The organism is Mycobacterium sp. NGS34, from assembly GCF_059812845.1.
In genome coordinates, this window is record NZ_JCALDM010000014.1 from 69120 (window position 1) to 86893 (window position 17774).

At 67.1% G+C, this 17774-nt stretch carries 18 protein-coding genes; 8 read left to right on the top strand and 10 right to left on the bottom strand.

Features of this window, described 5'->3' with window-relative positions:
* Positions 1-12: 12 nt before the first annotated feature.
* From AC5Y7V_RS25715 to AC5Y7V_RS25725, 3 genes are read right to left on the bottom strand one after another with little or no spacing between them, the layout of a single operon-like run.
* Entirely contained in the window at positions 13-426 is a 414-nt protein-coding gene (locus AC5Y7V_RS25715) for a Rieske (2Fe-2S) protein (RefSeq protein WP_499882865.1), read from the bottom strand.
* Position 427: 1 nt separating this feature from the next.
* Positions 428-1573: an amidohydrolase family protein gene (locus AC5Y7V_RS25720; RefSeq protein WP_499882866.1), complete on the bottom strand. Its 1146-nt coding sequence runs from the start codon at positions 1571-1573 to the stop codon at positions 428-430.
* A 37-nt stretch (positions 1574-1610) separates the two neighbouring features.
* A complete protein-coding gene (locus AC5Y7V_RS25725) occupies positions 1611-2702 on the bottom strand; it encodes an amidohydrolase family protein (protein WP_499882867.1) in 1092 nt (363 codons plus the stop codon).
* A gap of 277 nt (positions 2703-2979) precedes the next feature.
* Between AC5Y7V_RS25725 and AC5Y7V_RS25730 the strand changes: the two genes are divergently transcribed.
* The gene (locus tag AC5Y7V_RS25730) at positions 2980-3636 is read left to right on the top strand and encodes a hypothetical protein (RefSeq protein ID WP_499882868.1); all 657 of its coding nucleotides are present in this window, start codon (positions 2980-2982) and stop codon (positions 3634-3636) included.
* Here the strand turns inward: AC5Y7V_RS25730 and AC5Y7V_RS25735 are convergent.
* Both AC5Y7V_RS25735 and AC5Y7V_RS25740 read right to left on the bottom strand, forming a co-directional pair.
* Positions 3633-4535 (bottom strand): NAD(P)-dependent oxidoreductase, encoded by a 903-nt coding sequence (locus tag AC5Y7V_RS25735; RefSeq protein WP_499882869.1) that lies wholly within the window; start codon positions 4533-4535, stop codon positions 3633-3635. The genes AC5Y7V_RS25730 and AC5Y7V_RS25735 overlap by 4 nt on opposite strands.
* 9 nt (positions 4536-4544) lie before the next feature.
* Entirely contained in the window at positions 4545-4925 is a 381-nt protein-coding gene (locus AC5Y7V_RS25740) for a carboxymuconolactone decarboxylase family protein (RefSeq protein ID WP_499882870.1), read from the bottom strand.
* A gap of 68 nt (positions 4926-4993) precedes the next feature.
* Between AC5Y7V_RS25740 and AC5Y7V_RS25745 the strand changes: the two genes are divergently transcribed.
* The 3 genes from AC5Y7V_RS25745 to AC5Y7V_RS25755 all read left to right on the top strand — a co-directional run bounded on the left by AC5Y7V_RS25745 (position 4994) and on the right by AC5Y7V_RS25755 (position 7898).
* Positions 4994-5644, top strand: coding sequence for a nitroreductase family protein (locus AC5Y7V_RS25745; protein WP_499882871.1), 651 nt, complete (start codon positions 4994-4996; stop codon positions 5642-5644).
* 96 nt (positions 5645-5740) lie between these two features.
* Positions 5741-6739: an acyl-CoA dehydrogenase family protein gene (locus tag AC5Y7V_RS25750; protein ID WP_499882872.1), complete on the top strand. Its 999-nt coding sequence runs from the start codon at positions 5741-5743 to the stop codon at positions 6737-6739.
* A complete protein-coding gene (locus tag AC5Y7V_RS25755) occupies positions 6723-7898 on the top strand; it encodes an acyl-CoA dehydrogenase family protein (protein ID WP_499882873.1) in 1176 nt (391 codons plus the stop codon). Before AC5Y7V_RS25750 ends, AC5Y7V_RS25755 begins: the two co-directional genes overlap by 17 nt.
* 57 nt (positions 7899-7955) lie before the next feature.
* Here the strand turns inward: AC5Y7V_RS25755 and AC5Y7V_RS25760 are convergent, their stop codons facing one another.
* The 5 genes from AC5Y7V_RS25760 to AC5Y7V_RS25780 form a co-directional block, all read right to left on the bottom strand.
* Positions 7956-9362 (bottom strand): alpha/beta hydrolase, encoded by a 1407-nt coding sequence (locus tag AC5Y7V_RS25760; RefSeq protein WP_499882874.1) that lies wholly within the window; start codon positions 9360-9362, stop codon positions 7956-7958.
* Positions 9363-9507: 145 nt separating this feature from the next.
* Positions 9508-10764, bottom strand: coding sequence for a cytochrome P450 (locus AC5Y7V_RS25765; protein WP_499882936.1), 1257 nt, complete (start codon positions 10762-10764; stop codon positions 9508-9510).
* Between the two features lie 134 nt (positions 10765-10898).
* Positions 10899-11099, bottom strand: a complete 201-nt coding sequence (locus AC5Y7V_RS25770; protein ID WP_499882875.1) for a ferredoxin — start codon at positions 11097-11099, stop codon at positions 10899-10901.
* A gap of 16 nt (positions 11100-11115) precedes the next feature.
* Positions 11116-11991, bottom strand: coding sequence for a mycofactocin-coupled SDR family oxidoreductase (locus tag AC5Y7V_RS25775; protein WP_499882876.1), 876 nt, complete (start codon positions 11989-11991; stop codon positions 11116-11118).
* Positions 11992-12014: 23 nt separating this feature from the next.
* The gene (locus tag AC5Y7V_RS25780; RefSeq protein ID WP_499882877.1) at positions 12015-12716 is read right to left on the bottom strand and encodes an SDR family NAD(P)-dependent oxidoreductase; all 702 of its coding nucleotides are present in this window, start codon (positions 12714-12716) and stop codon (positions 12015-12017) included.
* A gap of 281 nt (positions 12717-12997) precedes the next feature.
* Between AC5Y7V_RS25780 and AC5Y7V_RS25785 the strand changes: the two genes are divergently transcribed.
* The 4 genes from AC5Y7V_RS25785 to AC5Y7V_RS25800 all read left to right on the top strand — a co-directional run bounded on the left by AC5Y7V_RS25785 (position 12998) and on the right by AC5Y7V_RS25800 (position 17766).
* Complete coding sequence (locus tag AC5Y7V_RS25785) at positions 12998-14515, top strand: aldehyde dehydrogenase family protein (protein WP_499882878.1); 1518 nt, start codon at positions 12998-13000, stop codon at positions 14513-14515.
* Positions 14512-15717 carry a CaiB/BaiF CoA transferase family protein gene (locus tag AC5Y7V_RS25790; RefSeq protein ID WP_499882879.1) on the top strand — a complete coding sequence of 402 codons (1206 nt, stop codon included), beginning with the start codon at positions 14512-14514 and terminating at the stop codon, positions 15715-15717. The genes AC5Y7V_RS25785 and AC5Y7V_RS25790 overlap by 4 nt, the downstream gene beginning before the upstream one ends.
* A 362-nt stretch (positions 15718-16079) precedes the next feature.
* Entirely contained in the window at positions 16080-16898 is an 819-nt protein-coding gene (locus AC5Y7V_RS25795) for an MlaE family ABC transporter permease (protein WP_067011023.1), read from the top strand.
* Positions 16899-16920: 22 nt separating this feature from the next.
* A complete protein-coding gene (locus tag AC5Y7V_RS25800; protein WP_067011277.1) occupies positions 16921-17766 on the top strand; it encodes an MlaE family ABC transporter permease in 846 nt (281 codons plus the stop codon).
* The last annotated feature ends 8 nt before the right edge of the window (positions 17767-17774 follow it).

Here is a 17774-nt window from a genome sequence, read left to right on the forward strand (position 1 = left end):
GCTCCCGTCGCGTCACGCCATCACCAGAACGTCGTTGCCGACGACTCGCACCGGATAGGTGCGGATGCTCCACTCCGGCTTGACCGCGGTGGTGCCGGTCGCCAGCTCGAAACCCCATTGGTGCCAGGGGCAGTAGATGAACTCCAGGTCGCGCACCATGACGGCGTCGCCGGCGGCGGTCTCGTCGACGATGGTGCGGCCGCGGGCGCGTCCCGAGCACAGCGGACCGCCCTGGTGCGGGCAGTAGTTCGCGATGGCGTAGAAGGAGCCGTTGACGTTGTAGACGCCGACGCCGTGCCGCCCTATCGGCACCAGTTTGTGGCTGCCGGGCGGGATTTCGTCCACGGTCGCCACGACGTGCTCGCGGCCCTGCGCGAGGCGGGGCTGGGGCGGCCTGGTGGTTGCCCCTTCCTGTTCAGACGCCAACTCAGTAGACCCGGGTCTGGCCCTCGAGGACCGGCACGGTCTCCGGAAGGTGGTACGTCGCGATCCCGTTCTTGAACATCACCGCGTCGCGGGCCGCCTTGGGCAGGTGCTTGACCAACCAGCGGGGGTCGTCGAACGTCCAGTGCGGATAGTCCGAGGAGAACAGCAGGATCTTGTCGCACTCCATCCACTCCAGGGCGCGGGTCAACTCGGTCTTGTCTTCCGGGTAGTCCAGCGGCTGTGTGGTGAACTTGATGTGTTCCTTGACGTACTCCGACGGCTTGCGCTTGATGTCCACCCGCGACTTGCGGGCCTCGTAGAGCGCGTCCATCCGCCACATCAGCGGCAGGATCCAGGAAAACGCGTGCTCGACGAACACGATGCGCAGCGTCGGGAACCGGTCGAAGACGCCGTCGAAGATCAGGCTCATCACCTGGTTCGCGGCCAGCAGCGAGTAGGTCACCATGAAATCGTGGTTGTAGCTGGGCAGGCCGACCGGCGGCGTCGGCAGCATCTCGTAGTTGCTGCGCGACAGGTGGCAGCTGACCGTGATGTCGTGCTTGGTGGCGGCCTCCCAGATCGGGTTGTACTTCGGGTGGCCCCAGGACGGCCGCGGCTCGGCCTTGATCAGGATCTGCGCCATGTACGGATGGCCGGCCCACGTCTCGATCTCGCGCGCCGCCCCGTCGGGGTCCTCGATCGCCGCGCAGATCGATCCGCGCCAGCGCTCGTGCCAGTTGTTGTGGCTGTCGAGCCAGTGGTTCGCCTGCCAGTGGTTCAGGGCGGTCGAGAACGCCTGGTGCGCCTCGGCCAGGCGCGGGGTGCGCCCACCGGGTTCGAGGATGGCGATGTCCGAACCGGCTTGCATGATCAGTTGCCGGAACGCCATGTCCGGGTCGCTGCAGGCGAACTCGCCGTCGGGCGGGAAGGTGTCGGCGCGCATCGCGAACGTGTGCGCGTAGTCCGGCGCGTCGTAATAGATGAGCTCACCGACCTTGTGGTCGAGGAAGAACTTGCTGCGCCACGGCTCCGGGATGTACTGGGTCAGCTCGCCGCGCCTGGGTACGGGGTGGATGTCGGAGTCGACGCACCGGACGGCGATGCGCTCGGCCGCGGGAACCCGTTCGTGGATGTGAGTCAGCGTCATCTCTGTCTCCTCAATCTCCCTTGTCCCTATTCTGCGACTAGCCCGCTGCCAGGTCGACAGAAATGTCGATTCCGTACAGGTCGGCCGCGTTGCGCCAGCACAGCTTGTCGCGCTGTTCGGCGGACAGCGATGCCGGCAGCCCGCGGACGTCGTTGTTCTGCCAGTGCGGGTAGCTGGAGCCGAACATCACCATGTCTTCCTTGCCGGTGAAGCCGAACCACTCGCCCGCGAAGTCGCTGTCGGGCGGACCGTCGAGGCTGCCCTGCACGAAATACACGTGGCCGGGGATGTAGTCGCTGGGGATTCTCGGCGCCCACGGCGTCTGTTCCAGGTGCGGCCGGCCGAAGGTGTCCATCCGCCAGATGAACGGCGTGAGGAAGTCCGCGGCGCCGTCGGCCCAGACGAACTTCAGGTGCCCCAGGCGCTCGAACACACCCTCGGCGATCATGTTCATCAGGTGATACAGGTAGTTCAGCGCCATGAAGCTGACGTACTGCTCGTAGGTCAGGGTGTGCCCGGACGGCGTCGGGGGAAAGCCGATGCCCTCGCCCGTTTCGATGTGCACGGCCACCGGCAGGCCCGCGTCGGCGGCGGCCTCCCAGAGTGGCCAGAACTGGGGTTTGCCGTACAGCTCGCGGGACTGCAGCGGGACACCGATCTGCACGACGCGCGGGTGGGCACGCCACTTTTCGATCTCGCGCAGGGCGCCGGCGATGTCGTCGGGATTCACCCGGATCGTGCCGCGGAAGCGCTCGCCGAACTCGGCGGAGTCCAGCCAGCGCGACACCATCATCTCGTTGTGGGCGGCGTGCAGCGCGGTGCCCAGGTGACGGTCGGGCATGATGCCGCGTCCCATCGGGTGCAGGATCGCGATGTCCACGCCGCGCTTTGAAAACAGTTCGTTGGCAACGAATTCCGGATCCGAACCCGGGTACTCGCGGTCCGGCCCCTCGGTGTTCGGCGCGTATTCGCCGCCCGGCGCGCCGTACCAGTCCATCTCGTAGTCGGGGAAACCGCGGCTCTTGAAAGGCTCGCGCAGGACGGAACGCAGGTCCTTGTTGGACGGGAAGAAGATGTGCACGCTCGCGTCGATCACCGGCGTGCGGGTTCCGTCAGCGTGTTCGATCACGTAAGCCGTCCCTCGGCTCGGGAAGCAAAAGTGAGCCCGATGAGGGCATCTGATAGATAAACTAACATTCTCGTCGGTCGCCAATCAACGGTGTTTCCGGTAAGCATTTCGGTTAATCATCGGCCCTGGTAGCCACGGATTTCGCGATCATTCGGGTAAGTAGCGTTCTTGAATAAGGATAATAGCATTCTCCCTCGTGTCGGCCGAGCCGACCGGTGCATGCCAAGTGCCGAAGCCGCCCTCCCGCGGACGGTACGATCCGTCGCGTGATCGCCGGGTGAGGGCCGTGCACGCGTCCATGGAGCGCTGGACCGGCCTGCTGTTCGTGATCGGCGCGGCGCTGTTCGCGCTCGGTGTCCTTCTTTCGCTGCTACGCGCTTTACCGCCGCTGCTCTCGGCGGTGACCTACGCCGTCGGGGCGGTGTTCTTCACGGCCGCCGCGACCCTCCAGCTCCTCCTCGCCCGTCGAGAGCTACCCGACGCCGAGCGGCACTCCCTGCCACTGCGGGCGCGCACCGGCGATTGGCTGGCCGCGGCGATCCAGTTGGTCGGGACGGTGCTGTTCAACATCAACACGGTGGACGCCGCGGTAACCATCGGCGCGCGCCCGGAGCTCATCGACGTCGACGTGTGGGTGCCCGACATGGTCGGCTCCGTCGCGTTCCTGGTCTCCTCGGCCATCGCGATCGTTCCCGAGGTCCGGGCCCGGCGGCACTCCCATGCGCCCAGCGCCTCGCAGCGCATCGCCTTCCTCAACTTCGCGGGCTCCGTGCTGTTTCTCGCCTCGGCCGTGGGCGCGCTGGTGTTGCGCTCGGGGGCCGACGTCAGCCTCGTCTGGGCCAACGTCGGCACGTTCTTCGGCGCCCTGTGCTTCCTGCTGGCGGCCTGGCTTTTCGGCTGGCCGCCCAACGGGATTCACGAACGAATCGGTTAGGGTGACGGCGGTCCCACCGGGCCCACGGTGACGCCGGCGGCCCGCTCGAACGGTTTGATCACCGAAGTGAAATCGGAATCCGGGCCTTCCTCGATCGCGGCGGCCTCCCAGAGCCGGCCCACCGTTTCGGCGACGTCGGCCGGTGCGCCGAGCGCTTTCACCTCGTCGAGATACAGCCGCACGTCTTTGACCATCAGCCCGGTGGCGAAGCCGTAGTCGAAGGTGCGCGGCAGGATCGCGCGGGGGAACTTGTCGCGGCTCGCGCTTGTCGCGCCCGAACCCGCGTTGAGTACCTCGATCATCACGCCCGGATCGAGACCGGCCTGCACGCCCATCACGACGACCTCCGCCGTCGCGACCAGAACGTTGGCCGCCAAGATGTTGTTGGCGAGCTTCATCGTTTGCGCCGAGCCGGGTTTCTCCCCGATGTAGTACGGACGCCCGATCGCCTCGAGAGCGGTTCGTATGGCGTCGAATTCGTCGCGCGGTCCGGACACCATGAGCGCGAGCGAGCCCCGTTCGGCTCCGCCGACACCACCGCTGACGGGGCAGTCGATCGCGACGATGTTCCGCTGTGCCAGCAGATCGTGCACGCGCACGGCCGTTCGGCTACCGACGGTCGAGAGATCGACATAGCGCCTGACGCGACAACCCTCGATCACTCCTTCAGCACCGGTGGCCACGGCGACCGACGCGACCGGCGTCGGGAGGCTGGCCATGACCGTCTCGACCCGATCGCCGACCTGTTTCGACGAGTCCGCGGCGCGCGCCCCGACGGCGACGAGGCGCTCGAGCGCCGCGCCGTTGGTGTCAAAGGCGACGACGTCGTGGCCTTGTTGGATGAGGCGGCGCGCCATGGGAAAGCCCATGTTCCCCAGCCCGATGAAACCGAGCTCCATGGCCAACCCCTAGCCCTCGTCCACTTCGGCGAACGCCTCTCGCGCGATGCGAAAGCTGTCGACGGCGGCCGGCACGCCGGCGTAGATGGCGACCTGGAGGAATATCTCCCGGATTTCGTCGCGCGTCACGCCGTTGGTCAGCGCCGCCTTGACGTGCGTCCGTAATTCGTTGGGGCGGTTCAGGACCGAAATCATGGCCAGGTTGAGCATGCTGCGGGTCTTGAGGGCCAGTCCGTCACGTCCCCAGACCGCGCCCCAGCAATACTCGGTGACGAGGTCTTGCAGTGGCTTGGTGAAGTCGTCCGCTTCTGCCAACGCTTGGTTGACATACGCCTCGCCGAGCACGGCAGAGCGGATCTCGAGGCCCCGCTGGTACGTTTCGCCATCCACTGGTCTTCTCCTTAACGCGAGGTGCTCCTGATAGACCTTGTGTAGCAGCCCAGCCCCGAGGAGACGCAATGACGGGTGCAAGCAACGACGTCTGGGAAGTCATGGCGACCGCCCGGACGATTCGGCGATTCACCGACGAGCCGGTCGACGATGCGACGCTGGCGCGCTGCCTCGAGGCGGCGAGGTGGGCTCCGTCGGGCGCCAACGCGCAGGGCTGGCGGTTCGTCGTGCTGCGCTCGCCCGAGCAGCGGGCCGTCGTGGCCAATGCGGCCGCCCACGCCCTCGAGGTGATCGAACCCGTCTACGGGATGAGCCGGCCCGCCGACGACGACAACAGCCGCCGCGCCCGCACGTACCGCGCCACCTACGAATTGCACGATCGTGCGGGCGAATTCACGTCGGTCCTCTTCGCCCAGCAGCACTACCCGACCGCGTCCGAGCTGTTGCTGGGCGGCTCGATCTTCCCCGCCATGCAGAACTTCCTGCTGGCCGCGCGCGCCCAAGGTTTGGGGGCGTGCCTGACCAGCTGGGCTTCGTACGGTGGCGAGCGGCCGCTGCGCGAAGCCATCGGCATACCCGAGGACTGGTTGGTCGCCGGCCACGTCGTGGTCGGGTGGCCCAAGGGCAGGCACGGGACGCTGCGCCGTCGCCCGCTTTCGGAGTTCGTCAACCTCGATCGCTGGGACGCGCCGGCCGACCAGCTGCTGGGTGCCGTCTAGGCCATCCGGACACCACGTAGCCGCTTTCCGAGATTATTACTTCCGAGATAGAGAATGCTATTCTCGCGAAAGCGGTGACGACAGGAGGCGGCCCGGATGCTGTTGGAGTTCGATGCTGATCAGCGGCTGTGGCAGCAGACCGTTCGCGACGCCGTCGCCAAGCAGTGCCCGCCGTCGCTGGTGCGCAGCGTGGCCGAGGACGGCGTCGACCCGAGCCCGCTCTGGAAGTCCTACGTCGACCAGGGCTGGACGGAGCTGAACGACTCCGAGAGCGCCGTGGAACTGGCCATCGTGCTCGAGGAGCTGGGGCGCGCGACCGACCCCACCCCGTTCCTGGCGACGATGAGCCAATTCGCCCCGCTGGTCGCGGATCGGTTCGACCCGCACGAGGCCGGAACCGCGGTGTACGGCGGGGTATGGGCGCACCGCGACGCCGACGGGTGGGTACTGGACGGCACGGCACGCCACGTCCTCGACGGCGATCGCGTCGACCGGTTGGCGGTGGTGACCGACGCCGGCGTGTTCGTCGTCGCGGCCAACCAGGTGTCCGCCCGCCGCTCCGCGGTGTTCGACCCGGTCCTGCACGTCGCCGACTTGTCATTCGGCGAAGTCCGGGTGCCCGACAGCGCCCGGCTCACCGTCGACGCTGAACGCGCCGAGCACGTCGCGCTGACGGGCATGGCGATCACGATGGTGGGCGCCTGCCAACGCATCCTCGACCTCGTCCTCGACCACGTCCGCAGCCGGCAGCAGTTCGGTGTGCCGATCGGCTCGTTCCAGGCCGTGCAGCACAAGGCCGCCGACATGCACATCGCGGTGGAACGCGCCCGGGCGCTGGCCTACTTCGCCGCGCTGACGATCGCGGCCGACGATCCGCGGCGCCGGCTGGCGGCCGCGATGGCCAAGGCATCGGCGGGGGAGTGCCAGTCGCTCGTATTCCGGCACGGCTTACAGCTTTTCGGGGCGATGGGATTCACCTGGGAGAACGACCTGCAGTTCGCGCTGAAGCGGGCCAAGGCGGGTGAGCTGATGCTCGGCGGCGCCGCGCAACACCGGGCGCGGATCGCAGAGGAATACCGTGCAGCTGACTTTTGATTCCGACGTCGAGGCGTTCCGGGCCGAGTTCGCCGCGTTCCTTGACGAAAACCTGCCCGACGCAAGCGAAACGCTCGAGCGCCCGCGCTCGGTGTCGCACATGCCGCAGTGGGCGCGCCGTTGGCAGCGGCTGCTCTTCGACAACGGCTGGCTGCTGCCGAGCCAGCCACCGGAATTCGGCGGTCGCAACGCGACGGTCATTCAGCAGTTCGTCTACCTGGAGGAGCTCAGCCGCCGCCGGATTTATCACAGCTTCAACCCGCAGGGCGTGAATATCGTTGGGGCGTCGCTGTTGTCGTTCGGCAGCGACGAACAGAAGAGGCGCTGGGCGGTGCCGATCCTGCGCGCGGAGATCACCGCCTCGCTGGGGATGAGCGAACCCAGCGCGGGCTCCGACCTGGCGTCGCTGCGCACCCGCGCGGTGCTCGACGGCGACCACTTCGTGGTCAACGGGCAGAAGGTGTGGACCTCGGGCGCCCATGACGCCGACGTCTTGCTGACGTTCGTGCGCACCAATCCAGATGCGCCCAAGCACAAGGGAATCAGCGTGCTGATCATCCCCACCGACACCCCGGGTCTGGTGCGCCGGCCGTTCCCGTCGATCTGCGGTGCCGACGATCTGGATTTCAACGAGGTGTTCTTCACCGATGTGCGGGTGCCGGCGGAGAACCTGGTGGGGGAGCTCGACCAGGGCTGGCGGGTGGCCAACGGGTCGCTGGGGCACGAGCGCACGATGATGTGGCTGGGTTTCGCCGACCGGCTCGACAACATGATCGACGACTTTCGCCCGAGCACCGAAGTCGAGCGCGACCAGTACGCCAGCACGATCATGGACAAGCAGGCGCTGCGCCTGTTGGGTTCGGTTGCGCTGGCGCGCGCCTCGCGCGGCGAAGACGACGTGGCCGCGATCTCGGTGCTCAAGCTGCTCGGGTCCGAGGCGGAGCTGCGCGGCATGGAGCTCGCGCTGACGTCCGCGGGATCCGATGGGCTGATCCACCCCGGGCAGACCGGCCCGTACGCGCACATGAACCTGGACCACTATTTCGCCAGCTGGTTCGAGCGTTATGCCCGAAGCTTTTCCGGCACCATCGCCGGGGGCACCTCGGAGATCCAGCGCAACATCATCGCGCAGCGAGTGCTCGGCCTGCCCCGCGGCTAGGTCTGTCCGCCGAAGGTGCCGCGGGCCGTACGTTCGGCGCCGAGCGTGCGGCCAGCCTCACGCTCGGCCGTGGTCGGGGGCCGCAGCGGCCGTGCCGGGCAACGCAATCCGGGGCACCTCCGGTGTTCCCAGCCGGCCGGCCAGCCATGGCAACGCGGTGGCGAAGACGGTGCCGGCGGTCGGCCAGTCGTGTCGTCCGGGCTGGGCGACCACGGCGCAGTCGATCCCGTTGGCCCGGCCGAGGGCGCACAGGGACGCCGCGGCCGCGGCCTGGTTGCCCGGGTCGCTCGAGGCGGCGCGGCCGGCGACGGCCATCGCGGTGCTGTCGACGACGGTGATGCCTCGATGCGGCGCCGGAGCACCGCCCGACGTGATCGCGAACCAACCGGACACGCCGTTGTAGCGGCCGTGCCGGGCGATCACCGTGGTCGGGTCGAATGTCGCCCACGCGTCGGCGTTTCCGCTGAACAAGCTGGCGATGGTCTGCGCCTTGCTTCCCGTGTTCGGGGTCAGGTCGCCCTCGATGTCGACGAACGTGCTGAACAGCGTGGGGTGCATGACGGTCAGATCCACCGCGCAGGTCCCGCCCATCGAGAAGCCCACGACGCCCCAGCGCGACGGGTCGGGGCTGACTCCGAAATTCGCGACCATGTAGGGCACAACGTCTTTGGTCAGGTGGTCGGCCGCGTTGCCGCGGCTTCCGTTGACGCATTCGGTGTCGTTGTCGAACGCGCCGCCCGGGTCGACGAACACCAGCACCGGCGCGTTGCCGTCGTGCGCGGCCGCGAAGGCGTCGATGGTGTCCACCGCGTTGCCGGCGCGCACCCAGTCGGCGGGGGTGTTGATCATGCCGCCGATCATCATCACCGTCGGCAGCTGCGGCGGCGGAGAGCTCGCGAACCATGCCGGCGGCAGGTACACCAGTTCCTCGCGGTGCTTGAAGTGCGAAGCGTCGGAAGGGATCTGCACCGGCACCACGCGACCGCGGGACGGCTTGGTGCCGCTCGCCGCCATCGCGGTGACGGTGGCCTTGTCGGTCTGGCCGGGCAGCGGCGCCGAGGTGAACTGGTCCCACGCGCTCTGCACCGTCTGCACGTAGCCGATCCACTGGTTGAGCACCAGCAGCGAGCACAGCACGCACAGCGGCAGGCACACGAGCGACACGACGCGCCGCCACCAGCGTGCACCGCGCCAGCCCAGGATCAGGACGGCCGCGGCCGTTCCGGCAAGCGCGATCCACACATACAGCGCGCCCGGAGCCGGGTCGGTTGCGATACCGCCGATGTACCAGTGCGCCCCGGCGGCCGCCACGCCGCCCACCACGGTGGCCAGCGGCAGCCACAGCAGGAGCCAACGGCGTGATCGCCGCCCGACGGCCAGCCCCAGCGCGATCGCGGTGGCGGCGTCGACCGTGATCGGCACCCAGCCGTGCATCAACGAGATGTGGTTACTCAGGAGCTGCATCGTTATTCCTCCTCCCGGCGGCCAGTGATCGGCGCTTGTGAGAGAAGGATCAAATGTCGGCCTCTACGAAGCCTCTACGAATTCTTGGAGCCCGCGGCCCCAACGCTGAGTGTCTGCCCGCGAGAAGGAACGGCGTCAGGCCCACCTAGTCGATGACGGCGGCGTCCTTACGCTCGGTGATCGGCCGGGCCAGCTCTTGCTCGTCGCAGACGCGTTGCAGTTTTTCCAGCGTCTCGTCCAGGCCGGCGCCAACCCGGCGGCCGGGGGAGAAGGTGGCCGGCAGTTTCCGCATCCCCTGGATGACGCCGATGGTCTCGTAGTGGACCGTCCCCTCGGGGTCGCACGCGTAGTCGGGCATCCGGTCGAGCACCGCGGTCAGCATTGACTTGAACACCGTGCGCGCCACGTTCGATCCGGCGCAGCGGTGAACGCCGAGCCCAAAGCTGAAGTGCCGGTTGCCTTTGCGGTCGAGGATGATCTCGTCCGGGTCCTGGAACACCGCGGGGTCGCGGTTCGCCATCGCCCACGAAATCCACAGCCGCTCGCCCTCTTTGAAGCTGGTGCCGTCGAGCTCGACGTCGTCGGAGAAGGTCCGGCCGTCGCCGGGGGCGGGGGTGAAGTACCGCAGGAACTCTTCGGTCGCGGCATCGAGCAGCGTGTCGCGCTGCCTGCTGAGCAGCTCGCGCTGATCGGGATTCTGCGAAAGCCATTCCAGCGAATGGGCGGTCAGCGCCGTGGTGGTGTCGAAGCCGCCACCGATGATCAGCCCGAGGTTGCCGATGATCTCCAGGTCGGGCGCGGGCTCACCGTCGATGCGCATTTCGAGCAGGGCGTTGACCAGGCCGGGCCGCGGATTCTCCCGAATCTCGATCATGTTGTTGATCAGGTCGATCCCCATCTGCCGGTGCATCTCGGTGACCCGTTGGATGTCCGGGGAATGCTCCGGGGTGTACACCGCGGCGTGGGTCGGCTCGCTGTACATCTGCCAGTTCTTCAGCGGGATGCCCATCATCGCCAGCGTCAGCACCGCCGGCACGACGTTCGCCAGGTCGTCGACGAAGTCGATGCGGCCTTCCTCGATCTTGTCGTCGAGGCAGGCGCGCGTCACGTCGTCGATGAAAGGTTCCCAGCGCTTGACCGCGGCCGGCGACAGGTAGGGGTTCAGCACGGCTCGGTAGGTTTTGTGCTCGGGGTTGTCCATCTCGAGGATGCCGCCCCGAATGCCGTTGATGCGGCTGGCCGTCGGGATCGAAATGCCTTTGTAGCCACGGCGTTCGTTGTTCACGTCGTGATCGTTGGAGACCGCCGGGCAGCGGGCGAGCTCGAAGACCTCGTGGCTGCCGGCCGCCACCCAATGCCCGCCGTACGTGTCGCTCCAGGCCATCGGGCACCGGGCGTGCATCTCCTCGGTGACGTCCTTGAACCGCGCCCGGTAATCGGCGGAGTGCCGGTCGAAGTGATACCGGTTCCGCTTACGGTCGCTGTCGCTGACTTTGTCATCAACGCTGTCGTCGACGCTCAAGACACTGTCTCCCTTTACGTTTCATCCGTGATGACGATGGCCTGCTCGGGGCAGGAGTGGGCGGCTTCGCGGACCTGGTCCTCTTTGTCGGCCGGCACCACCTCGTCGATCGCCGACGAACTGCCGTCGATGTCGCTGAGCTGGAACGAATCCGGCGCGATCATCGCGCAAAGGGTGTGGCCCTGGCAGCGTTCCGGATCAACCCAGACCTTCACGGTGTCTCCTTGCGGCTCAATTGTCGTAGTCATACCACTTGAGGTAGCCGCCGGCATCGACGCGCAACTGCACGCCGGTGACGTAGCGGGCCTCGTCGGACGCCAACCACAGGACGGCGTTGCTGATGTCCTCGGGTTCGACGTAGGGAATCTTCATCGCCTGCTGCACGCCGAAAACCGGCTCGGCGTCGGCGCGGGTCGGGTGTTCGAGGTCCGGCCTGAACGAGCGGTACATCGGTTCGCTCTGCAGCATCGGGGTGTTGGTGTTGGTCGGGTGAATCACGTTGGCGCGAATCCCCAAGGGCGCCAGCTCGGTTGCCAGGTCGTGGACGTAATGCGACAGCGCCCGCTTGGAGTGGATGTAGGCCATGCCGCCCGGGTCGGTGCCGGGGTTGTCCTTCTTGGCCGTGTCCATCAGCGCGGCGGTGGATCCGGTGGCCACGATCGAGGCGCCCTGGCCCAGATGTGGCAGCGCGACCTGGATGGCGTTGATGGTTCCGATCAGGTTGGTGTTGATGACGTCGCACCACGCCTGCAGGGGCGGCCGGCCCTTCATGCCGGCGACGCCGGCCTGCGCCACCACGATGTCGAGCCGGCCGAACTCGGCGACGCCGCGTTCCAGGGCCGCGCTCAGTTGCCCGGCGTCGCGCACGTCGGCCTGGGCGATCAGGGCGCCCTGGCCGGTCTTTTCGATGAGCCGGGCGGTCTCCTCGAGGTCCTCGGGCGCCGCCATGGGGTAACCGATGGTGTCGATGTCACGGCACAGGTCGACGGCGATGATGTCGGCGCCCTCCTCGGCCAGCCGCACCGCGTGGCTGCGGCCCTGCCCGCGCGCCGCGCCGGTGACGAAGGCGACCTTTCCTTCAACGCGCCCGGGTGCGCCGTCTCCCACACTCACTCCTTTTGTGTCGATGCTCAGGTGTTCCGGCCGCCGTTGACGCCCAAGATCTGGCCGGTGATGTAGCCGGCTTCCTCGGAGATCAGGAAGGCGCACGCCGCGGCGATGTCTTCCGGCCTGCCCATCCGGCGCACCGGCGTGCGGGCGATGGTCGCCTCGATGTCGCCGAGGTGTCCCTTTTGTTCCGCAGCGCGCAGCATCGGGGTGTCGATGAACCCCGGCGGCACGGCGTTCACGGTGATGCCGTTGGGCCCGTACTCGAGGGCCAGCGACTTGGTGAGGCCGTTGACCGCCGACTTGGCCGCCACGTAGTGGCTCATGTACGGCGCCCCGGAATGGGTGCTCGACGACGAGATGTTGACGATCCGTCCCCACCCGGCCTCGACCATGTCGGGCAGCACCGCCTGGGTCACGTGGAAGACGCCGTTGAGGTTGACGTCGACCACCCGCCGCCACTCCTCGAAGCTGATGTTGGCGAAGCGCTTGAAGCCGTCCAGGCCGGCGGCGTTGACCAAGATTGTCACCGGCCCCAGCTGGGCGCGGATAGCCGCCAGCGCGGCATCCACCTGTGGCCGGTCGGTGACGTCGGCGGTGAAGGCGAAATCGGCTTCCGACGGCCGCAGGTCGATGGTGGCGACGTCGAGACCGTCGGCGCGCAGGCGTTGCGCGACCGCTTGACCGATGCCGGACCCGCCACCGGTGACCACCGCGGTCTTCACGTCCAGACCTCGTCTCCAAACGCGGGCGTCTCAGTCACAAAGAATCTCCCTTACATTTATGAGAACCTTACTCTCGCCGCGAAGCGGCATGCAACATGATCGCGAAACCGCGCACGGCCTGCGCCGAGAGGCCCGCCACTGCGACACATGCGCAACAACGCCGCTGGTCGGCGGCCCGGTCTCATTCCTGAGACTTTCTTGAATTTTCGAGACCCGAATGTAAGATTCGCCGGGGAAGAGAATGAAATTTTCGTGACCGCCACCACATGAGGGAGTAGGCGATGCCAGTGCAGGACACGGCAGAGACCACCGCGAAGACGATCGCGGATGCCGCGCCCGAGTCACAGGTCGATCGCCGACTGCTAATTGACGGCCGGCTCGTCACCGCCGACAAGACCTTCCCCTCGATCAACCCCGCCACCGGTGCCGTCATCGGGCACGCGCCGGATGCCGGTGTCGGGCAGGCCGACGCGGCGATCGCGGCGGCCCGGCACGCGTTCGACACGACCAGCTGGTCGACCGACGTCGAGTTGCGGATCCGTTGCCTCGACCAGTTGCATGCGGCGCTGGTCGAGCACGCCGACGAGCTTCGCGAGCTCACCATCGCCGAGGTCGGCGCGACCCGGGCGCTCACCCACGGCGCTCAGCTCGACGACCCGATCAAGATCGTGCGCTTCTACGCCGACCTGCTGCGCACCTACCAGTTCTCCGAAGACCTCGGCGAGATCGAATCGCGGGGCATGCTTCATCACCGCTGGGTGGAGAAGGAAGCCGCGGGCGTGGTGGCCGCCATCATCGCCTACAACTATCCGAACCAGCTCGCCCTCGCCAAGCTGGCCCCGGCGCTGGCCGCCGGATGCACCGTCGTGCTCAAGGGGGCGCCGGACACCCCGCTGGTCACGCTGGCGCTCGGCGAGCTGATCGCCAACCACACCGATATCCCGGCCGGCGTGGTGAACGTCCTTACCTCGTCAGACGCGGCCGTCGGGGTCGCGCTGACCACCAGCCCCGACGTCGACGTCGTCACCTTCACCGGATCCACCCCGGTCGGGCGCAAGATCATGGCCGCCGCGAGCGAGACCGTCAAACGCGTCTTTTTGGAGCTGGGTGGCAAGTCGGCGGTGATCATGCTCGACGACGCCGACTTCGCGAACGCGAGCTTGTTCGCGGCGTTCAGCATGGTCACCCACGCCGGGCAGGGCTGCGCGCTCACGTCCCGGCTGTTGGTGCCCAAGTCGCACCACGACGAGATCGTCGAGCTGATCGCCCAGAACTTCGCCAAGGTGCGCCACGGCGACCCCGCCGACCCGAAGACACTCATGGGCCCGCTCATCAACGAGCGCCAGCGCGACAAGGTCGACGGCATGGTCCAGCGGGCCGTCGCCGCGGGCGCGACCCTGGTCACCGGCGGCAAGCGGCTGGACCCCGGCTACTTCTATGCGCCCACGCTGCTCACCAACGTCGACCCCGACAGCGAGATCGCCCAGGACGAGGTCTTCGGGCCGGTGCTGGTGGTCATCGCATTCGACGACGACGACGACGCGGTGCGCATCGCCAACAACTCGGTCTACGGACTGGCCGGCGCGGTCTTCAGCCGCGACCAGGACCGTGCGCTGGCGGTCGCGCGCCGGATCCGCAGCGGATCGTTCTCCATCAACGGCGGCAACTACTTCGCCGCCGACAGCCCGTTCGGGGGCTTCAAGCAGTCCGGTGTCGGCCGCGAGATGGGCGTCGCCGGGATGGAGGAGTTCTTGGAGAGCAAGACTTTTGCGGTTCCCGTCGTGGGGGCGCCCGCATGAGGCCGCTGGAGGGGATCCGCGTCCTGGAGGTCGCCATGTACGGGTTCGTCCCGTCGGCGGGCGCCGTGCTCGCCGAGTGGGGCGCCGACGTGGTCAAGGTCGAGCACGCCGTGACGGGCGACCCGCAACGCGGGCTCCGGCAGACCGGCATGTTGCGCGTCGAGGGCGACCCGAACCCGAACATCGAACACGCCAACCGCGGCAAGCGCAGCATCGGACTCGACATGTCGGTGCCCGAGGGCAAAGAGGTGCTTTACGAGCTGGCCCGCCGGTCCGATGTGTTCTTGACCAGTTTTCTTCCCGCTCACCGGAAGAAGTTCGGCATCGACGTCGAGGACATTCGTACGGTCAACCCGAAAATCGTCTACGCCCGCGGGAGCGCGCTCGGTCCGCGCGGTCCCGAGTCGGAAAAGGGCGGCTACGACATGACCGCGTTCTGGTGCAGGGCCGGAACCGCCGCGACGATCACCCCGGCGGGAATGCCCGGCATGATCGCGCCCCCCGGCCCGGCCTACGGCGACACCATCTCCGGCACCAACCTCGCCGGCGGCATCGCGGCGGCGCTACTCAAACGCGAACGCACCGGCGAACCGTCGGTCGTCGACGTGTCGCTGCTGGGCAGTGGCTTCTGGGCGATGGGGCACACGGTGGCGTTGACCAAGCATCTGGGACAGCGGATGGAAGCGCCGCCGCCCGGGGTGCATGGTGCGCCCAACAACCCGTTGGTCGGCTTGTACACCACGTCCGACGGACGCTACATCTCCTTCGTGATGATGCAGCCCACCAAGTTCTGGGCCGACGTTTGCCGGCACGTCGAGCTGCCGGAGCTGGCCGACGATCCCCGATTCGCCACTGTCGAAAAAATCGCCGCGAATACACCGGAAGCCGTCGAGATCTTGACCAAGGTGATCGCAACCCGCACTCTTGCCGAGTGGAGCGAACGCTTTGCCACGCTCGCCGGTCCATGGGCGCCCGTGCAGGACACCTTGCAGGCGGTCGACGACGCCCAAATCCGGGCCAACGAGTACCTGGTTCGCGCAGGCGAACTCGACCTGGTCGCCAACCCGGTCCAGTTCGATGTCGCGGCGCCGCACACCGGCCCGGCGCCCGGATTCGCCGAGCAGACCGACGAAATCCTGGTGGAAATCGGACTCGATTGGGACCGCATCATCGAACTCAAGACGGCCGGCGCCGTCACGTGAGTGCTACAGGAACCGGAGCTGTGGGAAATGTTTGAGGCGAACGCCGCTTTTCATCCGATGAGCTGTCCGATAACGGTTTTGGATTTTCCATTCCCCCTGGACACCGCATGAGTCATAATCGCCGGACGCTTCAAGACACTGGGCCCCTCGTTTTGGAGCGCCAACTCACGCGACAGAACGGAGGAGTGGCGTGAGGGTGGTAGTGGCTGTCGCACCGGAGCGAATGCCGGAATACGGCTGTCCGCTACACATTTCGACTGTCGTCGCTCGCGTTCGTGGCCGTCGGTCCAGCCAAATCTACCGCGTCCCCTTCAGCGGAACAAGACCATCGGTCTCGAAAATGTTGGAAGGAATTGACGTCGATGGCGATTAAGCGAGCGGGCCCGGAGCGATGGACCGGCGGCATTTCCCTCGGCCGGGGCTCCAAGCCGATGGAGGCCGTCGGTGGCTTGTTCGCGATGTCGGCCGACGCGATCAAGTTCGTGTTCCGCCGGCCCTTCCAGTGGCGCGAGTTCTTGGAGCAGTCGTGGTTCGTCGCGCGCGTAGCGCTCGCTCCCACACTGCTGGTGGCCATTCCGTTCACCGTCCTGGTCAGCTTCACGCTCAACATCCTGCTGCGCGAACTGGGCGCCGCGGACCTCTCCGGGGCCGGTGCGGCCTTCGGTGCCGTGACCCAGGTCGGCCCGCTGGTCACGGTGTTGATCGTGGCGGGCGCCGGTTCCACCGCGATGTGCGCGGACCTGGGATCGCGAACGATCCGCGAAGAGATCGATGCGATGGAGGTGCTGGGCATCAACCCGGTTCAGCGCCTGGTGACGCCCCGCATGCTGGCCGCGGGACTGGTGGCGCTGCTGCTGAACAGCCTGGTGGTCATCATCGGCATCGTCGGCGGCTACGTGTTCTCGGTGTTCGTCCAAGACGTCAATCCCGGGGCGTTCGCCGCCGGCATCACCCTGCTGACCGGCGTGCCCGAGGTGGTCATTTCCTGCGTCAAGGCAGCGCTTTTCGGCCTGATCGCCGGATTGGTCGCGTGCTACCGCGGACTGACCGTCTCCGGCGGGGGCGCCAAGGCGGTCGGCAACGCCGTCAACGAGACGGTGGTGTACGCGTTCATGTCGCTGTTCGTCGTGAATGTGGTTGTCACCGCCATCGGTATCCGCATGTCGGCCAAGGGCCACTGAGGAGGTGTAGGGCCAAACCGTGATGACGCTGAGAGCCACCTACCCGCGCCTGACGCGGCAGCTCGAAAAGCCGGTCGGCACCCTGAGCCGGATCGGCGATCACACGCTGTTCTACGGAAAGGCGCTTGCCGGCGTCCCCTTCGCGGTCCGCCACTACCGGCGGGAAGTCATCCGCCTGATCGCCGAAATCAGCATGGGCGCGGGAACGTTGGCCATGATCGGCGGCACGCTGGTGATCGTCGGCTTCCTGACGCTGGCCGCGGGCGGCACGCTGGCCGTCCAGGGCTATAGCTCACTGGGCAACATCGGCATCGAGGCGCTGACCGGATTCTTGGCGGCCTTCATCAACGTTCGCATCGCGGCGCCGATCGTCGCCGGGATTGGTCTGGCGGCCACCTTCGGCGCCGGCGTGACCGCGCAACTCGGTGCCATGCGGATCAACGAAGAGATCGATGCGCTGGAATCCATGGCGATTAGGCCGGTTTCGTATCTGGTCAGCACCAGGATCGCGGCCGGAATGATGGCGATCACGCCGCTGTACTCCATCGCCGTGATCCTGTCGTTCTTCGCCAGCCAATTCACCACAGTGGTTCTCTTCGGCCAGTCGGGCGGGCTGTATCAGCACTATTTCTCGACGTTCCTCAATCCGATCGACTTGTTGTGGTCGTTTCTGCAGGCCGTCCTGATGGCCATCACAATCTTGTTGATCCACACCTATTTCGGCTACTTTGCTTCGGGCGGACCGGCCGGTGTCGGCGTCGCGACCGGTAACGCGGTGCGCACGTCGTTGATCGTGGTCGTGTCGGTGACGCTGCTCGTCTCACTGTCCATCTACGGCACCAACGGCAACTTCAACCTGTCGGGCTAGGGAAGGTG

Bases quoted from the DNA above. Each gene is read 5' to 3' on its own strand.
- AC5Y7V_RS25760 (WP_499882874.1), bottom strand. From the start codon at position 9,362: ATGCAGCTCCTGAGTAACCACATCTCGTTGATGCACGGCTGGGTGCCG.
- AC5Y7V_RS25800 (WP_067011277.1), top strand. From the start codon at position 16,921: ATGACGCTGAGAGCCACCTACCCGCGCCTGACGCGGCAGCTCGAAAAG.
- AC5Y7V_RS25735 (WP_499882869.1), bottom strand. From the start codon at position 4,535: ATGGAGCTCGGTTTCATCGGGCTGGGGAACATGGGCTTTCCCATGGCG.
- AC5Y7V_RS25745 (WP_499882871.1), top strand. From the start codon at position 4,994: ATGACGGGTGCAAGCAACGACGTCTGGGAAGTCATGGCGACCGCCCGG.
- AC5Y7V_RS25785 (WP_499882878.1), top strand. From the start codon at position 12,998: ATGCCAGTGCAGGACACGGCAGAGACCACCGCGAAGACGATCGCGGAT.
- AC5Y7V_RS25765 (WP_499882936.1), bottom strand. From the start codon at position 10,764: ATGCACGCCCGGTGCCCGATGGCCTGGAGCGACACGTACGGCGGGCAT.
- AC5Y7V_RS25750 (WP_499882872.1), top strand. From the start codon at position 5,741: ATGCTGTTGGAGTTCGATGCTGATCAGCGGCTGTGGCAGCAGACCGTT.
- AC5Y7V_RS25720 (WP_499882866.1), bottom strand. From the start codon at position 1,573: ATGACGCTGACTCACATCCACGAACGGGTTCCCGCGGCCGAGCGCATC.
- AC5Y7V_RS25795 (WP_067011023.1), top strand. From the start codon at position 16,080: ATGGCGATTAAGCGAGCGGGCCCGGAGCGATGGACCGGCGGCATTTCC.
- AC5Y7V_RS25790 (WP_499882879.1), top strand. From the start codon at position 14,512: ATGAGGCCGCTGGAGGGGATCCGCGTCCTGGAGGTCGCCATGTACGGG.